At 67.9% G+C, this 18734-nt stretch carries 18 protein-coding genes; 8 read left to right on the top strand and 10 right to left on the bottom strand.

Translation table 11 applies throughout. The annotated features are described in order from the left end of the window. The first annotated feature begins 12 nt into the window (after window positions 1-12). From R2APBS1_RS16645 to R2APBS1_RS16655, 3 genes are read left to right on the top strand one after another with little or no spacing between them, the layout of a single operon-like run. A complete protein-coding gene (locus R2APBS1_RS16645) occupies window positions 13-1302 on the top strand; it encodes a D-tagatose-bisphosphate aldolase, class II, non-catalytic subunit (RefSeq protein ID WP_015448809.1) in 1290 nt (429 codons plus the stop codon). Then, a complete protein-coding gene (locus tag R2APBS1_RS16650; RefSeq protein ID WP_041676815.1) occupies window positions 1289-2449 on the top strand; it encodes an SIS domain-containing protein in 1161 nt (386 codons plus the stop codon). Before R2APBS1_RS16645 ends, R2APBS1_RS16650 begins: the two co-directional genes overlap by 14 nt. Next, a complete protein-coding gene (locus R2APBS1_RS16655) occupies window positions 2446-3417 on the top strand; it encodes an N-acetylglucosamine kinase (protein WP_015448811.1) in 972 nt (323 codons plus the stop codon). Before R2APBS1_RS16650 ends, R2APBS1_RS16655 begins: the two co-directional genes overlap by 4 nt. Before the next feature lie 20 nt (window positions 3418-3437). Here R2APBS1_RS16655 and trpE read toward each other — a convergent pair whose 3' ends face one another. Then, entirely contained in the window at window positions 3438-4913 is a 1476-nt protein-coding gene (gene trpE / locus R2APBS1_RS16660; RefSeq protein ID WP_015448812.1) for an anthranilate synthase component I, read from the bottom strand. A gap of 232 nt (window positions 4914-5145) precedes the next feature. Here trpE and R2APBS1_RS20300 point away from each other — a divergent pair, with 232 nt between their 5' ends. Both R2APBS1_RS20300 and R2APBS1_RS20305 read left to right on the top strand, forming a co-directional pair. Beyond that, window positions 5146-6075, top strand: coding sequence for a hypothetical protein (locus tag R2APBS1_RS20300; RefSeq protein ID WP_015448813.1), 930 nt, complete (start codon window positions 5146-5148; stop codon window positions 6073-6075). Window positions 6076-6167: 92 nt separating this feature from the next. Continuing rightward, window positions 6168-6455 carry a hypothetical protein gene (locus tag R2APBS1_RS20305; RefSeq protein ID WP_157769769.1) on the top strand — a complete coding sequence of 96 codons (288 nt, stop codon included), beginning with the start codon at window positions 6168-6170 and terminating at the stop codon, window positions 6453-6455. Between the two features lie 74 nt (window positions 6456-6529). Here the strand turns inward: R2APBS1_RS20305 and R2APBS1_RS16665 are convergent, their stop codons facing one another. The 6 genes from R2APBS1_RS16665 to R2APBS1_RS16690 form a co-directional block, all read right to left on the bottom strand. Beyond that, window positions 6530-8545: an ATP-binding protein gene (locus tag R2APBS1_RS16665; RefSeq protein ID WP_015448814.1), complete on the bottom strand. Its 2016-nt coding sequence runs from the start codon at window positions 8543-8545 to the stop codon at window positions 6530-6532. A 12-nt stretch (window positions 8546-8557) separates the two neighbouring features. Next, on the bottom strand, window positions 8558-9139 hold the full coding sequence (locus R2APBS1_RS16670; RefSeq protein WP_015448815.1) for a hypothetical protein: 582 nt from the start codon (window positions 9137-9139) through the stop codon (window positions 8558-8560). Continuing rightward, window positions 9136-9825, bottom strand: a complete 690-nt coding sequence (pdsR, locus tag R2APBS1_RS16675) for a proteobacterial dedicated sortase system response regulator (protein ID WP_007509678.1) — start codon at window positions 9823-9825, stop codon at window positions 9136-9138. Before pdsR ends, R2APBS1_RS16670 begins: the two co-directional genes overlap by 4 nt. 885 nt (window positions 9826-10710) lie before the next feature. Further along, window positions 10711-11379 carry a ribulose-phosphate 3-epimerase gene (rpe, locus tag R2APBS1_RS16680; RefSeq protein ID WP_015448818.1) on the bottom strand — a complete coding sequence of 223 codons (669 nt, stop codon included), beginning with the start codon at window positions 11377-11379 and terminating at the stop codon, window positions 10711-10713. Window positions 11380-11494: 115 nt separating this feature from the next. Next, window positions 11495-12301 (bottom strand): co-chaperone DjlA, encoded by an 807-nt coding sequence (djlA, locus tag R2APBS1_RS16685; RefSeq protein WP_007509680.1) that lies wholly within the window; start codon window positions 12299-12301, stop codon window positions 11495-11497. Next, a complete protein-coding gene (locus R2APBS1_RS16690; protein WP_015448819.1) occupies window positions 12298-12606 on the bottom strand; it encodes a c-type cytochrome in 309 nt (102 codons plus the stop codon). Before R2APBS1_RS16690 ends, djlA begins: the two co-directional genes overlap by 4 nt. A gap of 126 nt (window positions 12607-12732) precedes the next feature. Between R2APBS1_RS16690 and R2APBS1_RS16695 the strand changes: the two genes are divergently transcribed. The 3 genes from R2APBS1_RS16695 to R2APBS1_RS16705 are packed head-to-tail and all read left to right on the top strand — an operon-like array spanning window position 12733 to window position 14525. Beyond that, window positions 12733-13629 carry a phosphoribosylaminoimidazolesuccinocarboxamide synthase gene (locus tag R2APBS1_RS16695; RefSeq protein ID WP_007509682.1) on the top strand — a complete coding sequence of 299 codons (897 nt, stop codon included), beginning with the start codon at window positions 12733-12735 and terminating at the stop codon, window positions 13627-13629. Between the two features lie 21 nt (window positions 13630-13650). Beyond that, entirely contained in the window at window positions 13651-14121 is a 471-nt protein-coding gene (locus tag R2APBS1_RS16700; RefSeq protein WP_015448820.1) for an Mpo1 family 2-hydroxy fatty acid dioxygenase, read from the top strand. Further along, window positions 14118-14525 carry a hypothetical protein gene (locus R2APBS1_RS16705; protein ID WP_007509684.1) on the top strand — a complete coding sequence of 136 codons (408 nt, stop codon included), beginning with the start codon at window positions 14118-14120 and terminating at the stop codon, window positions 14523-14525. The genes R2APBS1_RS16700 and R2APBS1_RS16705 overlap by 4 nt, the downstream gene beginning before the upstream one ends. A 49-nt stretch (window positions 14526-14574) precedes the next feature. Here the strand turns inward: R2APBS1_RS16705 and R2APBS1_RS16710 are convergent, their stop codons facing one another. The 3 genes from R2APBS1_RS16710 to R2APBS1_RS16720 form a co-directional block, all read right to left on the bottom strand. Then, window positions 14575-15003 (bottom strand): hypothetical protein, encoded by a 429-nt coding sequence (locus R2APBS1_RS16710; RefSeq protein WP_015448821.1) that lies wholly within the window; start codon window positions 15001-15003, stop codon window positions 14575-14577. Window positions 15004-15122: 119 nt separating this feature from the next. Beyond that, window positions 15123-17255 carry a beta-agarase gene (locus R2APBS1_RS16715; RefSeq protein ID WP_015448822.1) on the bottom strand — a complete coding sequence of 711 codons (2133 nt, stop codon included), beginning with the start codon at window positions 17253-17255 and terminating at the stop codon, window positions 15123-15125. 65 nt (window positions 17256-17320) lie between these two features. Continuing rightward, window positions 17321-18655: an APC family permease gene (locus tag R2APBS1_RS16720; RefSeq protein WP_007509689.1), complete on the bottom strand. Its 1335-nt coding sequence runs from the start codon at window positions 18653-18655 to the stop codon at window positions 17321-17323. Window positions 18656-18734: the final 79 nt, after the last annotated feature.

Genomic DNA, 18734 nt, shown 5'->3' on the forward strand with positions numbered 1-18734 from the left:
GGATTCGTCCCCATGGATGTTCTGCTCGACCTCATCGCGCGACACAAGCAGGGACACGCCAGCGGCGTGACCTCGATCTGCTCAGCGCATCCCATCGTCATCGAAGCCAGCCTGCGCCACGCGCAACGCAGCGGGCAGGCGTTCGTGCTGTTCGAGGCGACCTGCAACCAGGTCAACCAGGACGGCGGCTACACCGGCATGACGCCGGCCGACTTCGTCGCCTTCGTCCACGCCATCGCCGACCGCGTCGGCTTCGACCATGCGCGCATCGCTTTGGGCGGCGACCACCTGGGACCCAACCCGTGGACGTCGCTGGACGCCGCAGCAGCGATGGACAAGGCCGAGGTGATGGTGGGCGCCTATGTGGAAGCCGGTTTCCGCAAGATTCACCTGGACTGCTCGATGGCCTGCCGCGGCGATTCCGAGCCGCTGCCGGAAGCCGAGATCGTGCGCCGCGCGGTGCGCCTGTGCCGGGCCGCCGAAGCCGCCCACGCCGGGGCGGGCGACGAGGCGCCGGTGTACGTGATCGGCACCGAGGTGCCGGTGCCGGGCGGTGCGACCGAGTCCATCGATGGCCTGGCCGTGACTACGCCGCAGGCCGCGCTGGCCACGATCGAGGCGCATCGCCAGGCGTTCATCGCCGTGGGACTGGCATCGGCCTGGCAGCGGGTGATTGCCTCGGTGGTGCAACCCGGCGTGGAGTTCGACCACCACGACGTGGTGGACTACCAGCCGCAGAAAGCGCGTGAGCTGAGCGAAGCCATCACCGGCGTACCGGGCATGGTGTTCGAGGCGCATTCGACCGACTACCAGACCCGCGATGCCTTGGGATCGCTGGTGCGCGACCACTTCGCCATCCTCAAGGTCGGGCCTGGCCTGACCTTCGCCCTGCGCGAGGCATTCTGGGCACTGGATGCGATCGAGCAGGCATGGATCGAGGATGCCCGCCGCGCGCGCCTGCGCGAGGTGGTGCTGGCGCGCATGCGCGAGCAGCCCGGTTACTGGCAGCGCTACTACCACAGCCGGGACCATGCGCTGACCGTGGACCTGCAGTACAGCCTCAGCGACCGCATCCGCTACTACTGGCCCGACCCGGCGATCGAGCAGGCCCGCCAGCGCCTGTTCGACAACCTGCGCGCGAACCCGCCGCCGATCCCGCTGATCAGCCAGTTCCTGCCGCATGCGCTGCACGCCCTGCGCATCGGCATCGCGACGCGCGACCCGCTGTCCCTGACCATGGCACACGTCAGTGCCGCACTCGACGACTACCACCATGCATGCCATGACCATGACACCCACTGAGTACCTGGGCCTGACCGAGCCCGACCTGATCGCCACCGGCGCGATCTGGACCGCGCGCGAAATCGAGCAGCAACCGCAGATGCTGCAGCGGACCCATGCCCTGGTGGCCAGGCTGCACGCGAAGATCCGGGCCTTTGCCGCACCGCTGATCGACAACCCTGCCGCACGGGTGATCCTGACCGGCGCCGGCAGTTCCTCCTATATCGGCCAGTGCGTGGCGCCGCTGCTGAACCGTATGCTGGCCGCGCGCGTGGACGCGGTGCCGACCACCGACATCGTGTGTGCCCCGTCGTTGTACCTGGACCCGGAGCAGCCGCTGCTGCTGGTTTCCTTCGGCCGTTCCGGCAACAGCCCCGAAAGCCTGGCGGCGGTGGAGCTCGCCGAATCGCTGGTGCGCGAGGTGCGCCATCTGCTGATTGTCTGCAACGCCGACGGTGCGCTGGGCAAAGTGCCAGCGGCCAACGCCATGACCCTGCTGCTGCCGGCCGAGACCCACGACACCGGCTTCGCCATGACCTCCAGCTTCAGCTGCATGATGTACGCCGTCGTGGCCGCGCTACTGCCGGCCGGCACCATGGATGGGCGCATCGGCGCCATCGCCGGCGCCACCGAACGGGTCATCGGGGAATCACTGCCGCTGCTGCATGAACTGGCGCTCGGCCGGTACGATCGTGTCGTCTATCTGGGCAGCGGCGTATTGCAGGGTTTGGCCCGCGAGGCGTCGCTGAAACTGGGCGAGTTGACCAACGGCGCGGTGGCGACCTGCTTCGACTCGCCGCTGGGCTTCCGCCACGGCCCCAAGACCTTCATCACCGGGCGCACCCTGGTGATGGTTTTCGTGTCCAACGACGAACTTACCCGCCGCTACGATCTGGATCTGGTGGACGAACTGCGGCGCGACGGGTGCGCGACGCGCATCGTCGAGGTGAGCGCACGGCCGCGCACGGCGTCGGGCGCCGACGGCATCACGGTGCCCGCGATGGCCGGCGCCGTCGATCTGGACCTGCTGTGGCCCTGCGTCGCCATCGCGCAGATCCATGCCTTCCTCCGCGCACGCGCCATGGGCGTGGCCCCCGACAATCCCAACCCCGCGGGCGTGGTGAACCGCGTCGTCCAGGGCGTACGCCTGTACGTGACGAACGCATGAATCCGGTGGCTTACCTTGGCGTGGACGGCGGCGGAACGAAGACCCGCTTCGCCCTGATCGACGGCGACGGCCGCTTGCTTGGCGAGGCGGAGCTCGGCACGACTTACCATCCCCATGTCGGCCTGGATGGCGTGCATGCCGTCCTGGCTGAAGGCGTGGCCAGCGTGCTCGGCGCAGCCGACCTGACGCTGGCCGACATCGGTTACGCCTTCTTCGGACTGCCCGCCTACGGCGAGGACAGCCGCGCCACGGCACAGCTGCAAGCATGTCCCGCGGCGGTCCTGGGCCACCATCGCTACGCTTGCGACAACGACATGGTCTGCGGCTGGGCCGGCTCGCTGGCCTGTACCGACGGCATCAACATCGTGGCCGGCACCGGCTCGATCGGCTACGGCCAGCGCCGCGGCATCGCGGCGCGCGCCGGCGGCTGGGGCGAGGCGTTTTCCGATGAAGGCTCGGCTTACTGGATCGCCATGCGCGGGCTCAACGCCTACTCGCGCATGAGCGACGGACGCCTGCCCAAGGGTCCGCTGCACGCCATCCTCAATGCACATTTCCAGCTCGACAACGACCTGGACATCTGCGCCCATGTTTACGGCGGCAAGGCCTATGCCCGCGGCGAACTGGCTCAACTGTCGTGCCAGGTGGCCGAGGCCGCGCGAGCCGGCGACGCCGTCGCCGCGAACATTTTCCGCGACGCCGGCCAGGAACTGGCTCGAATCTGCGACACGCTGCGCCTGGCGCTGCGCTTCGAAGCGGACGAACCCGTGCCGGTTTCCTGGTCCGGCGGCGCGTTCAATGCCGGCGAACTGCTGCTGGCGCCGCTGCGCGATGCGCTTTCCGCCGCCAGCCTGCATTTCGACATGCGGCCCCCGCAGCACGTACCTCACTACGGCGCCGCACTCTATGCGGCCATGCTCGCGCACCATCCGGTGCACGCAGCGCACGGGGTTTCCACTGCCCCTTGATCGAGGTCGGCCTGGGGGAGCTACAGCCCCTTCGCCGCCTGCGCCACCGCGCGGAACAGCGCGCGGCCCTTGTTCATCGTCTCCTCCCACTCCGCCGCGGGGTCGGAGTCGTAGACGATGCCGGCGCCGGCCTGCACGTGCAGGCGGCCGCCGTGGATCACCGCGGTGCGGATCGCGATGGCGGTGTCGGCGTCGCCCCACCAGCCGATCCAGCCGATCGCGCCGCCGTAGATGTTGCGCTTGTACGGCTCCAGCTCCTGGATGATCTCCAGCGCGCGCACCTTCGGCGCACCGCTGAGCGTACCGGCCGGGAAAGTGGCCTTCAGCACGTCCATGTAGCTGAGCCCGTCGCGCACGGTGCCCTGCACCTGCGACACGATGTGCATCACGTGCGAGTAGCGCTCGATCGCGAACGAGTCGCTCACTTCGACGCTGCCGGTCTCGCTGATCCGGCCCAGGTCGTTGCGACCGAGATCGATCAGCATCACGTGCTCGGCGCGCTCCTTCGGGTCGGCCAGCAGCTCGGCTTCCAGCGCCTGGTCTTCTTCTTCCGTGGCGCCGCGCTTGCGCGTGCCGGCGAGCGGGCGCACCACCACCTTGCCGTCCTTCAGCCGCGCCAGGATCTCCGGCGAGGAACCGACGATCTGCGTTTCGCCGAGGTCGACGAAGTACATGTACGGCGACGGGTTCAGCGCGCGCAGCGCGCGGTACACGTCGACCGACCGCGCGTTGAAACCCACGCTGAGCCGCTGCGACGGCACCACCTGGAAGATGTCGCCGGCGCGGATGTATTCCTTCGCCTTCTCCACCATCGCCTCGAACTCGTCCTTCGTGAACGAGGACTTGAAGTCGCCCTCGTCCAGCGCGATCGACTGGGTGAGCTGCGGATACGAGGCACCGCCCTGACGCAGCCGGTAAACCAGCGCGTCGAGCCGCCGCTGCGCCTCGGCGTAAGCCTGCGGCTGCGAAGGATCGGCGTGCACGATCAGGTACAGCCGGCCCTTGAGGTTGTCGAATACCGCGACTTCCTCGGCCAGCATCAGCAGCACGTCGGGCGTGCCTAGCTCGTCGGCGCGATCCCACTGCGCCAGCCGCGGCTCGATGTAGCCGATCGTCTCGAAGCCGAAGTAGCCGACCAGGCCGCCGCTAAATGCGGGCAGCTGCGGCAAGCGCGGCACGTCGTACTGCGCGCGCAGGTTTTCGATTTCCGCGAGTGGGTCGTCGAGATGGCGGCGCTCGGTGACCTCGCCGGAGTCCTCCACTTCGAGCTCATGCCCGCGCAAGCGGTATACGCGTTTCGCCGGGAGGCCGATGATCGAATAGCGTCCCCAGGTGGCGCCGCCCTCGACCGATTCGAACAGGAAGGTATACGGGCCGTCGGCCAGCTTCAGGTACACCGACAGCGGCGTGTCGAGGTCGGAAAACACCTCGCGCACCAGCGGAATGCGCGTATGCCCCTGGGCAACCAGCGCATCGAATTCGTCTCGGGAGATCACGTGGGACCCGTACTGTCAAATGGAAGCGTAAACGATAGCAGGGTAGTCACCGGCTGTCTTGCGCTTACCGAAAAATTCAATCTGAAGTTTGTCTGTTAATCCGCGCCACTTGAATTTTGTAAGCACTTGCCTACATATCAACGAGCCAAATTTTCCGCGCCTATCATGTAGGATAGGTAATGTCGGCATCCGACAACAAACCTCTCAAAACTTAATGCGGGAGAACAAAGGAATGGGAAAAACCATATTTTTCACAGGACTTTTCGCACTATCCATACTTCCCCTCTCAGCAAACGCGAGCGTTACAGCAACAGTATGCAATGCATGCGGCCCAGCCGATCTTCGTCAGGAGGCACTCGATGAAGGCAACGGAGATCACTATTTATATGACTTCGTAAATCAAAAAATAACACATTACAATATATCTGGCCTGACACCAAGATTAACTTCTACCGGCATGACTTTGACTGCAACGTCGACCTATATTACGATAGTGCCCATCGACTCGGCGACACAATCGGTATTTAATGCCGTTCAGAATTTTTATGTGTCAAATCATGATAGCGTGTACGCAACCGCCAAGGAACAGGTTAGCGTCAGCATTAACCAGACACAGTTCGGTTTGAATGCACGGCACTCGAGGCTTACCGCAATGAGTGGCACACGCCCCATGACTGCCTTTGATATGGTTCAAGTGCCGGTATATCGGCAAATGGCAATTGACACACAGACCAGTTTTTCACACCTTGACGCTTACCCGAATGTCGTTCGTGCTGCCGCAGGCACTGTTTTGAATGTGGTAAATGTTGTACCCTTCGTTAAAGTCCCAATTATTATGGATATAACCCTCGAATTTCCCGATCACAGCACCTCGGTGATACGATATAATTTCAATGAACAGAAATTCGAGTACATTGAGGGATCCTCCAAAGACGGCGTCGGCAACCCCATTCCAGAAACGCCACAAGAGGTTTCGGGCGGAGGGAGCAAGACTTACATTTTCCCCGCGGGTCCTAATGGAGCAGCTGCTGGATCTGCGCAGCTAACAAATCTGGAAAGAATGGGGATCAGGACTCCCGTTACCATATATCACTCCGGCTGGACGCTGGCATGCAGCAATGTCTCCAATGAGCTCCCACGCTGCGAAGCATGGCCTCTCTGAGGGCGTTTGCAGCTGGCCGTAAAGGCCAGCTATTTCATGGGCAAAAGAAACCGGATGGTATCGCCGAGAGCTTAAAAGCATCAACGCCATAAATGGCTGAGCTGGAGAACATGGTGATAATTAGGGCTATTTTCTTTTTCGCATTATCAATCGTGAGCTTTGGATGGTTATCATCATCCGGCAAGCTGGGTCTTTTGCACGCCACCCTTGCGGGACTGTTTTTTTGTTCACTTTTTGTCGTAAGTTACCTGATGGCCAAGCGATGCAAAAAACTATCGACGACAACTGTAAACGTGATCGCCTCAAGGATATTCTTCGCCTGCATGGCAATAAATATTGCCAATACTTTCGTACCGTTTTTCAAAATCTTTTCTGCTTAAAATTTTTTTCGTTGCCCGGAAAAAACTTCTGCCGGCCAACTTAAGCGGATCCCTTCATGAAGCAGTCTGCTTGATCAGCTGCACAACCTGCTGCGCGGCATGCTGCACAGCACCAGCGAGAACGCCACGCCGCTGCCGTCGTCGAGGTTGCGTGCACTGGCCACGCCGCCGTGGCGTTCGGCCACCAGCCGCACCACGTACAGGCCCAGGCCCAGGTGCGGGGCGCCGCCGGGGGTGGTCTTGTCGCGCAGGCTGACCAGCGAATCGAACAAGCGGCCCTGCATCGCCGCGGGCAACGGCGGGCCCTGGTTGGCCAGCTCGATCTCGGCGCCGTCCGGCGCGCCGCGCAGGGTGAGCCGCAGCCAGCCGTCGGGCGGGGTGAACGACAGCGCGTTGTCGAGCAGCTTGTCCAGCGCCTGCGCGACCAGCTCGGGCGCGCAGTGCAGGTGCAGTGGCGCGTCGGGCAGCATGCAGTCGAGCCGGCGCGCGCCGATCAGCGGGCGGTAGGCGTCGGCGCAGCCGCGCACCACTTCGCGCAGGTCGACGTCCTCGGGTTCGGCCGCGGCGATCGCGCGCTCCATCCGGCTCGACTCGCTCATCGCGCGCACCAGCGCGCCGAGCCGCGCCACGCCGTCACGGGCGCGGGCCAGGTACGGCTGCGCCTCGGCCGGCAACGCGGCATGTTCGAGGTTGTCCAGCGAGGATTTCACGATCGCCAGTGGCGTGCTGAGTTCATGCGAGAGCTTCGAGGCCAGCGTGCGCAGGTAGTCGGTGTAGCTGCCGACCACCTCGAACAGCCGCTCGAAGCTGCGCGCCAGGTCGCCGATTTCGTCCGGCGCGTCGGTCATCGGGAATTTCCCGCGCTCGAACAAGCCGTCCAGACGTCCGTCGTTGAGCTGCGCGTGCTCGGCCGCGTTGCGCAGGCGACCCAGCCGCAGACTGAGCCGGGTAGCGAACAGCAGCAGGATGCCGCCGGCCACCAGCAGCACGCCGAAGCTGGTCAGCAGCAGACCGAACAGTGCGCGGTTGGCCAGCAGCGGCACCGTGCGGCTGGCCTGCTCCAGCAGCAGCACGCCGTCGACCTGGCCGGCATGTTCGATTGGCACCGCGGCGGCCAGCACCACGCTGCCGCGCTCCTCGCCGCTGCGCCAGACCGACACCGGCTTGCCGATGCCTGCCGCGGCGACTTCGCGGGTATCCAGCCGCGGCACGTCCTGCGCCCACAGGTTCGCATCCTCCAGCCGGGTCGCCAGCAGCGAACGGTAGACCAGCGCGGCGAACCAGCTCGGCTGGCCATCGCTGCCGGGCATCGTGTTCAAGCGGCCGCTGCGTGCCAGCAGCCAGCCCTGCGGCGCCAGCACGCGCGCCTGCACGCGGTCGGGCACCAGCTGCGCCAGTTCGCCGGAAAGCTTGTCCGAGTAGCTGAGCAGCGGCCGCGCATCGGCGGCCAGCCGGTCGCCGCCGGCCGCCGCGTCGTACACGCCGACGCCGAGCGTGCGCAGATGCAGCCCGCGCGGCAGGCGCAACTCGACGCGATAGCCGCTGCCGTCCTCCTGCCATTGCGCGGTGATCAGCTCGGGCAGGCCGTCGACCGGCGGATCCAGCGGCCGCGCCACGAGCGGCCCCGGTGCCGCGCTGGCCAGCAGGTAGCGGCGCCGGCCCTCCGCATTGCCCAGCGCGAGGATCAGGTGGTCGGCGGCCAGCGCGTTCGCGTCGTCGGCGTCGGCGCGCGTGCGCCGGGTGGCGCGCACGTCGGCGTACAGGCACAGCCCGTCGTCGTCCGCGGCCAGCAGCAGCTTGCCGCGCGCGCCCAGCGACTGGCTCCACGGCGTCAGCGGCGCCCAGTCGTCGCCGTAACCATCGATGGTGATCGGTGAGGGCGCCGGCTGCACGTACCAGCCCCGGCCCGATGTCGACGCCACCGCACCGGTCACCACCAGGCTGCGCGCCACCGCATTCGCCGACGCCAGCAGCGCCTGTGCCTGGCCTTCGCGCAGCAGGGTTTCCATCTGCCGCACGTACAGCCAGCCGGCGACCGGCAGCGCCAGCGTGCACAGCGCGACCAGCAGCAGCTTGCGGCGCAGGGTCATCGGAACCGGCGGTCAGTGGCCATGCGCGGGCGGCGCCTCGACATCCTTCATCCAGCGCGAGGCCACCACCACGCGCATGAAGTCGTCGAGCAGCGCGCGGCGCGACGGGTCGGCGTCGTCGAACGCCATCGACCAGCTCAGCCGCACGCCACTAGCCGCGCCCGGATCGCAGAACACCAGCACGTCGTCGACATGGTCGCTGCCCTGGTAGACCGAGGCCTCGCACGGCATGGCCGGGTGCCGCACGGCGAAGCCGGATACCTTGCCGGCCGGGTCGTGCTGCAGGTAGCGCTGGCGGTCGGCCTGCACCTCGTCGGCCAGCGCGGGCAGCTGGCGCGGCCACACGTTGAGCACCATCACCCGCTGCGGCTTGCCGCTCCATTCGCCCTGGTACAGCACGGCGTTGACGCCGATCGCGCGCGCATAGGTGCAGCAGTCGCGCGTCCAGCCGGCCGGCGTGGCGACGCTGACCGCCCAGGCCGGTGCGTTGCCGTCGCGGGCGCCGCGCGCCAGCACGTCGTCATCCTTGCCGGCCGCCTGCGCCAGCGTGGCGAACGCGCACAGCAGCAAGGCCAGCCCGATGCGCCGGCTCACGGTTTCCACCGGTAGCCGACGCCGTGCACGGTCTCGATCGCGTCGAACTCCGGCGCCACCGCGATGAACTTCTTGCGGATGCGCTTGATGTGCGAGGTGATGGTGGCGTCGTCCACGACGAGTTCCGCCTCGCGCATCAGCTGGTCGCGGTTCTTCACGTGGCCGGGGAAGCGGATCAGCGTGTGCACCATCCAGAACTCGGTGACGGTGAGCGGCACCTCCTCGCCGTTCCAGCTGATCCGCATGCGCTCGGACTCCAGCTTCAGCGGCCCGTGCTCGATCACCGTCTCGCTGGACGCCGGCACCTTCAGTGATTCGATGCGGCGGAACAGCGCAGCGATGCGCGCGGCCAGCTGGTGTAGGCTGGTGTCCTTGCTGAGGTAGTCGTCGGCGCCCAGTCTCAGCCCCGAAATCACGTCGAAATCCGAATCGCGCGCGGTGAGGAAGATGATCGGCAGCGTGGCCGACTTCGCGCGCAGCTCGCGGCACAGGTCAAAGCCGCCTTCCGGCTCGTCGCCCAGGCCGATGTCGATGATCACCAGCTCCGGCAGGCGCATCGCGAACGCGCTGGACGCTTCCCGCCGCGAACCGTAGCCGCGCGCGTCGTAGCCGAAGCGGTTCAGTGCCTCGACGTAGTTGGCGCGGATCAGCGGTTCGTCTTCGACGATGGCAATGCTGCGGCCCATGGCGCGCTCCCTGTGGTGGTGCGCGCAGCGTGCTATGCGAATCGCGCGTACGCAAGCCGCGCGGCGCGGCTGCCCGCGTTTTGCCATACGGCGACAGCCGCTCGGCCCGATTGTGCCGGCGCCAGCGCCCGCGCCGGCGGTTTGATGTGCCTCAAGCCATCCGCAGGACGTTCAACGATGCCGCAGCTCCCATCCCCCGACCGCGATCCCAACGCCGAATTGCACGGCTTCGAGCCGCTGCGCGCCGTGCTGGCGATCGGCGCGCTGCTGCTCGGGCTGCTGCTCAGTCTTTGAGGTGAACGCCATGGACCAACCCGGTCGCGACCCATCCTCGTTCAATCCCTTCTCCGTGGAAGGCGACCGTGCATCCGGCACGAAGGGAGTCGTGCCGGATGCGGAGCAAGAGCCGGCCGATCCCGACTGGCTGCCGCTGTAGCTGCCGCGCCACACGCATTCCGTCCCGCATGGTGGCTGCCTTCCCCTCCCCGCGAGGGGATTTTTTCGACCGGAACCGCGTCGCAGCGGGCTTCGGGCCGTTCAGGAATCTCCCGGGAACCAAACCGGAACACCCCGGTCATCATTACTGATTGGTACCGTTCCCCTTGCCGTGGAACGTGCCGGCACGATGGCCGATCCTCCCTGTGAAGCGGTCGTGCCGGCACACCAATCAATGGTGTTCCCTCTCACGTCTCCGATGACGTTTTGTCCCGACGCAGCCGTTCACTGCGTCGGGATTTTTATGCCCACGTGCCCCGCGGCGAGCGCCGCCGACGGTTGACGCTCAGCCGACCGCCTTGCGCACGACGAGGAAGTGCTCAGCCGAGCGCCTTGCGCCTGACGGCGGGAATGCTCAAGCGATCGCCTTGCGCATGGCGGCGGGAATGCTCAGGCGATCGCCTTGCGCATGGCGGCGATCTCGGCGCGGTAGTCCGGCGCGTGGAAGATCGCCGAGCCGGCCACGAAGGTGTCCGCGCCGGCCGCGGCGATCGCGCCGATGTTCTGCGCGGTGACGCCGCCGTCGATCTCCAGGCGGATCGCGCGGCCGCCGGCGTCGATGCGCGCGCGGGCCTGGCGCAACTTGTCCAGCGCGCCGGGAATGAACTTCTGCCCGCCGAAGCCCGGGTTCACCGACATGATCAGGATCAGGTCGAGCTTGTCCATCACGTAGTCGAGATAGTCCAGCGGCGTGGCCGGGTTGAACACCAGGCCGGCCTGGCAGCCCGATTCCCTGATCAGGCCCAGCGTGCGGTCGATGTGCTCGCTCGCCTCCGGATGGAAGCTGATCAGGCTGGCGCCGGCCTTGGCAAAATCCGGCACGATGCGGTCGACCGGCTTGACCATCAGGTGCACGTCGATCGGCGCGGTGATGCCGTACTTGCGCAGCGACTGCAGCACCATCGGCCCGATCGTGAGGTTCGGCACGTAATGGTTGTCCATCACGTCGAAGTGCACCCAGTCGGCACCGGCGGCGAGCGCCGCGGCGGTGTCTTCGCCGAGCCGCGCGAAATCGGCGGCGAGGATGGACGGGGCAATGACGGGGCTTTGCTTGCTCATGGCGGCGATCCGGTATGTCGGAGACGTGATTGTAGGAGCCCGCTGGCGGGCGATGCTCCTGCTCTGGTGCAACGGAGGACGTCAAGGCGAAAAAGCATCGCCCGCCAGCGGGCTTCTACTTGAAGCCGCGTGCTTCCTTGATGCGGTCGTAGGCCGCGTTGATCTCGCTGGCGCGCGACTCGGCACGTTTGCGCATGTCTTCGGGCAGGTCGCCGAGGCGATCGGGGTGGTGTTCGGAGATCAGCTTGCGGTAGGCGCGCTTGATCGCGCGCTCGTCGGCGTTGCGGTCGATGCCGAGCACCGCGTACGGGTCCGGCCCCTGCGGCGCGCGCTGCGGCGGCACGTAGCCGCCGCCGGTGCCGTAGGCGTGGCCGCGCGACCCGCCGGGGCCGGCGTTCCAGGCGTAGCCCTTCATCGCCATCAGCGCCATCAGCTCCATGTCGCTGATGCGCAGCGCGAACGCCAGCTGGCGCAAGATCGACATCTTCTCCGGCGGCGGGTTGCCTTCGGCCAGCACCGTCTCGATCACCACGTCGAGCACCGGGAAGGCGTGGTCGCGGCGCAGGCCGACCCAGTTGCGCAGCGCGGCGATGGTCTGGGTCACGTCGAACTCCGGCTGCTTGCCGGCGTTGAAGCTGGCCACCGCCTGCCGACGCTGCTCGGCGTCCAGGCCCATCCGCGTCATCAGCCGCTCGGCGATCGCAATCTCCTGCTCCGACACACGGCCATCGGACTTCGCCACCGCGCCGAGCAGGGTGAACAGCGGGCCGACGAAGCCGCCGGCTTCCGGCGTGGCGTGCTTGCGCTGGCTGTAGCGCATGTTGTCGAAGATGAAGCCGATCACCGCGCCGGTGATGGCGCCGGGCAAGTGGCCGACCAGCAAGCCGAAGAAGGCGAACCACAGCGTGTAGGTGTAGCTCATGGGTTCCCCTGCGGCGCTTGTGCGCTGTACCAGCGCGCCAGTGCATCGAGTTCGACATCGCTGACCGGGCCGATCGCGGCACGCATCACCGGAACGTTGCGGCGGCCGTCGCGGTACTGCTTCAGCGCGTCGCGCAGATAGTCCAGCCGCTGCCCGGCCAGGTGCGGCACGCCCGGCATGCCGGCGTGGCCGTTGGCACCGTGACAGGCCGCGCACAGGCCCAGGCGGGCGGGCCGGGCCGGTGCTTGGGCGCGGAGCGGGAGGGCGGCGAGCAGGCACAGCGCCGCGGTCAATGGAATGCGCATCGGCAACAGATGGGGCCAAGGATCGCCAATTCTAGCAGCGCGCCCGGATTTCCCGAGACGGCATTTCCGGCGCCACGGCCGCAGCGGCTAGAATGGGCACTTCGCCACCACGTGGAACCCGCCGCCGTGCCCACCACTCTGCCGCAATCGAACCTGCCCGGCCTCGAGCTGATCCACCGCGGCAAGGTGCGCGACGTGTACGCGTTGTCCGGCGAGCGGCTGCTGATGGTCGCCACCGACCGGTTGTCGGCGTTCGACGTGGTGATGCCCAACCCGATCCCGGGCAAGGGCGAGATGCTCACCCAGATCTCCAACTTCTGGTTCGGCAAGACCGCGCACCTGGTACCGAACCACCTGCTCGACGTGCCACTGGCCGAGGTGCTGCCGCCCGGCACCGACCTGAAGCTGTACGAGAAGCGCACGGTGGTGACGCGGCGGCTGAAGCCGGTGCCGGTGGAATGCATCGCCCGCGGCTACCTGATCGGCTCGGGCTGGAAGGACTATCAGAAGACCGGCGCGGTATGCGGCATCGCGCTGCCGGCCGGCCTGAAGCAGGCGCAGCAGCTGCCCGAGCCGATCTTCACGCCGTCGACCAAGGCCGCGGTCGGCGACCACGACGAGAACGTCAGCTTCGACGCGGTGGTGGATGCCGTCGGCGCCGATCTGGCCCACCAGGTCCGCGACGCCACCCTGGCGATCTACCGCTGGGCCGCCGCCTATGCCGCCGAGCGCGGCATCATCCTCGCCGACACCAAGTTCGAGTTCGGCACCGATGCGAACGGCAAGCTGTATGTGATGGATGAAATGCTGACGCCCGACTCCACCCGCTACTGGCCGGCCGATCAATACCAGGTGGGCATCAGCCCGCCCAGCTACGACAAGCAGTTCGTGCGCGACTGGCTGGAGGCGCAGGGCTGGAACAAGACCGCGCCCGGCCCGGTGATTCCGGACGAGGTGATCGCGCGCACCGCCGCCAAGTACGCCGAGGCGCTGCAGCGGCTCGCCGGCATCCGGCTCGACTGAAGCTTCCACCGGGGGAACGCCATGCGCAGCATGCAGGACTGGCTCGACAGCTACAGCGGCGACCACCAGAACCCGACCAACCAGGTGTTCCACTGGTGCTGCGTGCCGCCGATCGTGTGGTCGGTGATCGCGCTGCTGTGGGCCGTGCCGGTGCCGCTCAGCCGGCTGCGCCCCGGTTCCTGGGCCGTGCTGGTGATGGTGCTGGCGTTCTACTGGTACTGGCGGCGCTCGCACCGGCTGGCGCTCGGCCTGCTGCTCGTGTTCGCCTTGCTCGGCCTGTTCACCAATTATCTGTACTGGCGGCTCGGCGCCGCGCCATTGTGCTGGCTCGCGCTCGGCGTGTTCGTGGTGGCCTGGATCGGCCAGTTCATCGGGCACCAGTTCGAGGGCCGCAAGCCGAGCTTCCTCACCGATCTTTCCTACCTGCTGATCGGCCCGGCCTGGCTGATGGCCAAGCTGCTGCGCAAACTGGGGTTCAAGCAAGTCACATGACCACCGTGCTTACCGTGATCAGCACCCTGCTGTGGTGGGTGCTGTACAGCAGCATGGCTGCGCTGGTGTTCGCCCTGCTCGGCTGGTCCGTCCTGCGCTGGACCGAACGCTGCGCGGTGGTGTTCAACCGCATCTACCTGGCCTGCCTGCTGTGGGCCATGGCCAGTCTGCTGCTGGTGGTCGGCGTGGCCGCGTACGAAGGCCGCCTGCATCCACCCTACCCTGCGTTGCTGAGCTCCGGCTTGCTGCGCGTCGCGCTGGTGCTGGACATGCTGCTCGGCGCCATTTTGCTGTGGCGGCTGGTGCCGCGCGTCGACGCCCGTCGCATCCGTCCCGGCAGCGCCTGCATGGCGGCCGCGGTGATCATGGCGCTCGGCTTTGGCGTGGCCACCAGCCTGGCCTGAGCGCCGGCTCGAGGCGCGGGTGGCGGATCGCTCCGCCCCCCGCGCAAGCTCACGCGTGGGCCAGCATGCCGCCGAAGAACACCGCCGCCAGCGCAGCAAGGATCACCGCCAGCACGATGAAGATCACCAGATAGATCAGCTGCACCACGCAGGCCTTGCCGTAGCCGATCTGGCTGCCGTTCTGCGCCAGCAGCAGGTAGTTCACCACCGCGGCGCCGACCAGGAACTGCACCAGCAGCGACAGCAGCCCGCCCGCGCTGCCGTGCGTGACCATGCCCACGAGCACCATCGCCACGGCCGCCGCGATCCAGGTCAGCACCACCGCGCCCAGCGCGCGCAGGTAGGACGGCATGTAGCCGACCACCAGCCGGAACGCCACGCTCAGCACCAGCGCCGCCAGCAGGATACCCACGACGGCCATCACCACGATCGCGAACAAGCCCATGCCGGCCAGCGCGGCCAACGTCGAAGTACCCATACACCCCCCTAGTCAGTGGAAGGAAACCCGCCTGGCGGCACCCCCGTGCCGTCCGCTCTCCCCGGCGGTGGCGCCAGCCTAACCGATAGCCGCGCCGGCGTCTGCCGCGGTGCCTGCGTTCAGCGCCGATCCCGCACCTGCTCGTTTGCCGCACGCACCGCCTGCACGAACCCGCCGAACGGAATATCGGTGATCCCTACCAGCCCGAAGTGACTGTTCTCGCCGTCGAGCAGGCGGCCGGTGACCGGTTGGTCGGCGTAGTCGAACCAGTGCGCGCCGACGATGTTCGGATCACTCGCTGCCGCGGCGACGAACTTCGCGTAGGCCTCGCCGCGCTGCTGCTCGTTCCACACCGCCACCGGCCCGGCGCCGAACGGGCCGCGGTCGGTGGAACCGAAGGCGAATTCGCCGATCAGCACCGGCTTGTCCAGCGCGTGGAGCGCGGCGAGGTCGAGGCCGTGCTGCGGCAGGTCGGCGTAGACGTTGAAGCTGAGCACGTCGCAGTACTGCGCGCAGGCGGCGACGGCCTCGGGCGTGCGCACCGCGAAGCGGCCGCCGAGGAACAGGTGGTGTGGGTCGTGGTGGCGGATCGCTTCGGCTACCGTGCGGAAATAGGCGTCGGCGTAGCGGCGTAGCCACGCGCTGTAGTCGCGCGCGATCGCCGGATGCGCTTCATCCGGCGCGGGCGCGGCGAAGCCGGTGGCGTCGAGCGTGTCCCAGGAGGCGAGCGCGATGCCCCACGCCGCGGCCAGTTGCGTCGGCGTGCGGTACTTCGCCTTGAGGTCGGCGATGAAGGCCCGCTTGGCGGGGCTGCTCGCCGTGCCAGCCAGCGTGCCCAGCGCCAGGCCCCAACGGCCTTGCGGACCGCTGCCGGCCCAGGCCAGTTCGTTGTCGGCGAAGTAGCCGAGCAGCCACGGATCGTCGCGCACGCCGGCGCTCGCTGTCGCCGCCGCCCGCTCCGCGGCCTGCGCGAAGCGCGGGTCGAACGGGTCGGGCATGCGGCCCCAGTAGTCGTAACCGCTCGAAACGTTGGCGTAGTCGCCGGCGATCTCGATCGAGCGCGTGTATGGCAGCCGATGCGCCTGGCCCAGCGCGTCGTCGCTCCAGTTGCCGAGGGTGTTGAAGCCCCACGCCTGCAGCCGATCCAGCGCGCGACGGCGCCATGCGGCCAGCCAGTCGCGGCCGTCGACGCGATACAGGTTCGCCGCGTAGAAGTCGAACCAGCGGCCGTGGTTGTAGTCGATGCCGCGGCTGGCGCCCTGCTCCGGCTTGCGGTCGTCGCCGCTGCCGTAGAACGCGGCCCACGCGCCGCGGTCGGGCGGCAGATCGCGGAACATGAACTCGCGGCCCTCGACGTAGCTGCGCCCGCCGTCGGTGATCACTGCGTTGACGCCGAGCGAGAAGAACGCATGGCCGTCGGGCGTCACCAGCTGCCAGCGGCCATTGCGCTTCTGCGTGCGGAACCAGCCGGTGCGATCGCGGCCATGGACGTCCAGACGTCCGCCGTAGGCGTCCCGTTCCGCGCTCCGCACCGTAGCCGGCCGCGCCTGCACCGCCGCACGCAGCGCGGCGTCGGTATCGATCTTCTCCGGCCAGTCGGCGCGAGTGAACTGGCCGTAGCGGTCGACGATGCCGGCGTAGGCGTCGTGCCCGCTGGCCGAACCCGGCGCCACGTCGAGGCGACCGAACAGCAGGGTCTGCGCGGTCTGCGGCGTGGGCACGCCGAGCCGGATCGCGCGGACATCGCGCAGATCCAGCGCACCCTGCACCGTGGTCGCCAGCAGGGTCGGCCGGCCGTGGTCGTCGAACGGCATCGGCGGCCCTGCCTGCATGCCTTCGCCGCGCGGCGAGGTCGCCCGCAGCGGCACCACCAGCGTCTGCGCCGGCCCGGCCGGCACGCCGACGGTCGCCTGCAGGCGCTGGTTCGCCGCGCCGTCGACCGCCACCTCGAGCGTCACCGCCCACGGCATCGCGTTCTGCACGCGCAGGCGCAGCTCGCCCTGCCCCGACCAGTCCCATGCACCGCCTGCCGGCGCGATCGCGATCTGCGGGCGTGGCGCCGGCTGGAACACGTAGCGCTGCTGCGCCACGCCGTCGCCGGCGTGTTCGGTGCCGCCGGCAAGTTGCACGTGGTCGAGGCTGATGCGGGCTCCGGCATCGGGTGCCGCCAGGTCGGCCACGCCCGGCATGGCCGAGGCGTGGCAGGCGCCGAGGCCGCCCAGGCACAGCCAGATCCACGCATGGCGTTTCATCAAAGGCATCCTCTTGCGAACCGGTCTTGCAGGGCAGGCGCCGCCCGCCCTGCAAGGCGGGGGCTTCACGCCGACTGGCGGTGCGTCCAGCGCTGCCAGCCGTAGTACACCGGCACGCCCAGCGCGATGATCGCCAGGCTCATGCCGGCGTCGCCCGGCGCGTGGATCGCGCTGGCCACGATCACGCCGAACACGGTGATCACGAAGATCAGCGGCAGCAGCGGGTAGAACGGCACCCGGTACGGCGCCGGGTCGTCGATGAAATGCTTGCGGTACCAGAACAGCGTGCCGATGCCGAACACGTGGCCCAGCCACTCGCCCACGGTGGTGTAGTTGAGCAGCTGGTTGAAGCTGCCGGACAGGGTCAGCACCACCGCCCAGGCGCCGAGCAGGGCCAGCGCGATCTGCGGCGCGCGCGTGCGCAGGTCGACGCGGCCGGCGGCCCGGAAGAACACCCCGTCCGCGCCCATCGTCTGCAGCACGCGCGCGCCGCCGGCGATGGCGATGGCGCAGTAGCCGAAGGTGGAGCAGGCGATGCCGACCGCGATCACGGTGGCGCCGGACTCGCCGAACATCCGCCGCATCAGGTCCGCCGCCGGTGCCTCGCTGGCGGCCAGGCCGGCGTGGCCCAGGCCCGCCAGGTAGGCGTAGTTGGCCAGCACGTAGCAGATCACCACGCCGGCCATGCCCATGCCCAGCGCGCGCGGCAACGTGCGCTGCGGGTTGCGCACTTCGCCGGCGAGGTCGTTGAGGTAGTGGAAGCCGCCATAGGTGAACAGCACCGGCAGCAGCGCGCCGGCAAATGCCCACGACGACACCGGGTAGGTGGTGTCGCGCGCCAGCGCCAGGCCCAGGTGGCCCTGCGCCAGCACCAGCCCGCTGACCACCAGCAGCGCGACCGCAGTCAGCTTCAGCACGGTGAAGATGTTCTGCATCCACGCGCCGGCGCGGATGCCGAACAGGTTGATGCCGACGATGAACACGATCGCGCCGACCGCCACCGGCTTGACGTAAAGCAGCGGCGGCAGCCCGATCGCGGTGCAGAAGTAGTCGGCGAACATGGTGGCCACCGCGGCCACGCTGCCGGGGTAGTTGATGAGCGCCATGGTCCAGCCGAACAGGAACGCCGGCAGCAGGCCGAACGCCTCGCGCAGGTAGACGTAGATGCCGCCGGCCTGCGGCCGCCGCGCGCCCAGTTCGGCGTAGCACAGCACGCCGGCCAGAGTCAGCAGGCCGCCGATCGCCCACAGCAGCAGCACCTCCGCGCCGGACGACGTGTGGCGCGCCACCGTGGCCGGAGTGAGGAAGATGCCTGCCCCGATCACGCCGCCGATGACGATCATCGCGGCGTCCCAGGTGTTCAGGCGACGGGCATAGGCATTGGCAGGTTCGGTCAGCATCCGGCTACCTTGCCATTGTCGATGCCGTTTCCACCAGTCCCGCGCGGCATGCCCTCGGGCCTGGCGACATGCCATGCGG

Source organism: Rhodanobacter denitrificans (assembly GCF_000230695.2).
Lineage (GTDB): Bacteria > Pseudomonadota > Gammaproteobacteria > Xanthomonadales > Rhodanobacteraceae > Rhodanobacter > Rhodanobacter denitrificans.

Bases quoted from the DNA above. Each gene is read 5' to 3' on its own strand.
- R2APBS1_RS16645 (WP_015448809.1), top strand. From the start codon at position 13: ATGGATGTTCTGCTCGACCTCATCGCGCGACACAAGCAGGGACACGCC.
- R2APBS1_RS16650 (WP_041676815.1), top strand. From the start codon at position 1,289: ATGACACCCACTGAGTACCTGGGCCTGACCGAGCCCGACCTGATCGCC.
- R2APBS1_RS16655 (WP_015448811.1), top strand. From the start codon at position 2,446: ATGAATCCGGTGGCTTACCTTGGCGTGGACGGCGGCGGAACGAAGACC.
- R2APBS1_RS20300 (WP_015448813.1), top strand. From the start codon at position 5,146: ATGGGAAAAACCATATTTTTCACAGGACTTTTCGCACTATCCATACTT.
- R2APBS1_RS20305 (WP_157769769.1), top strand. From the start codon at position 6,168: ATGGCTGAGCTGGAGAACATGGTGATAATTAGGGCTATTTTCTTTTTC.
- R2APBS1_RS16665 (WP_015448814.1), bottom strand. From the start codon at position 8,545: ATGACCCTGCGCCGCAAGCTGCTGCTGGTCGCGCTGTGCACGCTGGCG.
- pdsR (WP_007509678.1), bottom strand. From the start codon at position 9,825: ATGGGCCGCAGCATTGCCATCGTCGAAGACGAACCGCTGATCCGCGCC.
- rpe (WP_015448818.1), bottom strand. From the start codon at position 11,379: ATGAGCAAGCAAAGCCCCGTCATTGCCCCGTCCATCCTCGCCGCCGAT.
- djlA (WP_007509680.1), bottom strand. From the start codon at position 12,301: ATGAGCTACACCTACACGCTGTGGTTCGCCTTCTTCGGCTTGCTGGTC.
- R2APBS1_RS16690 (WP_015448819.1), bottom strand. From the start codon at position 12,606: ATGCGCATTCCATTGACCGCGGCGCTGTGCCTGCTCGCCGCCCTCCCG.
- R2APBS1_RS16700 (WP_015448820.1), top strand. From the start codon at position 13,651: ATGCGCAGCATGCAGGACTGGCTCGACAGCTACAGCGGCGACCACCAG.
- R2APBS1_RS16705 (WP_007509684.1), top strand. From the start codon at position 14,118: ATGACCACCGTGCTTACCGTGATCAGCACCCTGCTGTGGTGGGTGCTG.
- R2APBS1_RS16710 (WP_015448821.1), bottom strand. From the start codon at position 15,003: ATGGGTACTTCGACGTTGGCCGCGCTGGCCGGCATGGGCTTGTTCGCG.
- R2APBS1_RS16715 (WP_015448822.1), bottom strand. From the start codon at position 17,255: ATGAAACGCCATGCGTGGATCTGGCTGTGCCTGGGCGGCCTCGGCGCC.
- R2APBS1_RS16720 (WP_007509689.1), bottom strand. From the start codon at position 18,655: ATGCTGACCGAACCTGCCAATGCCTATGCCCGTCGCCTGAACACCTGG.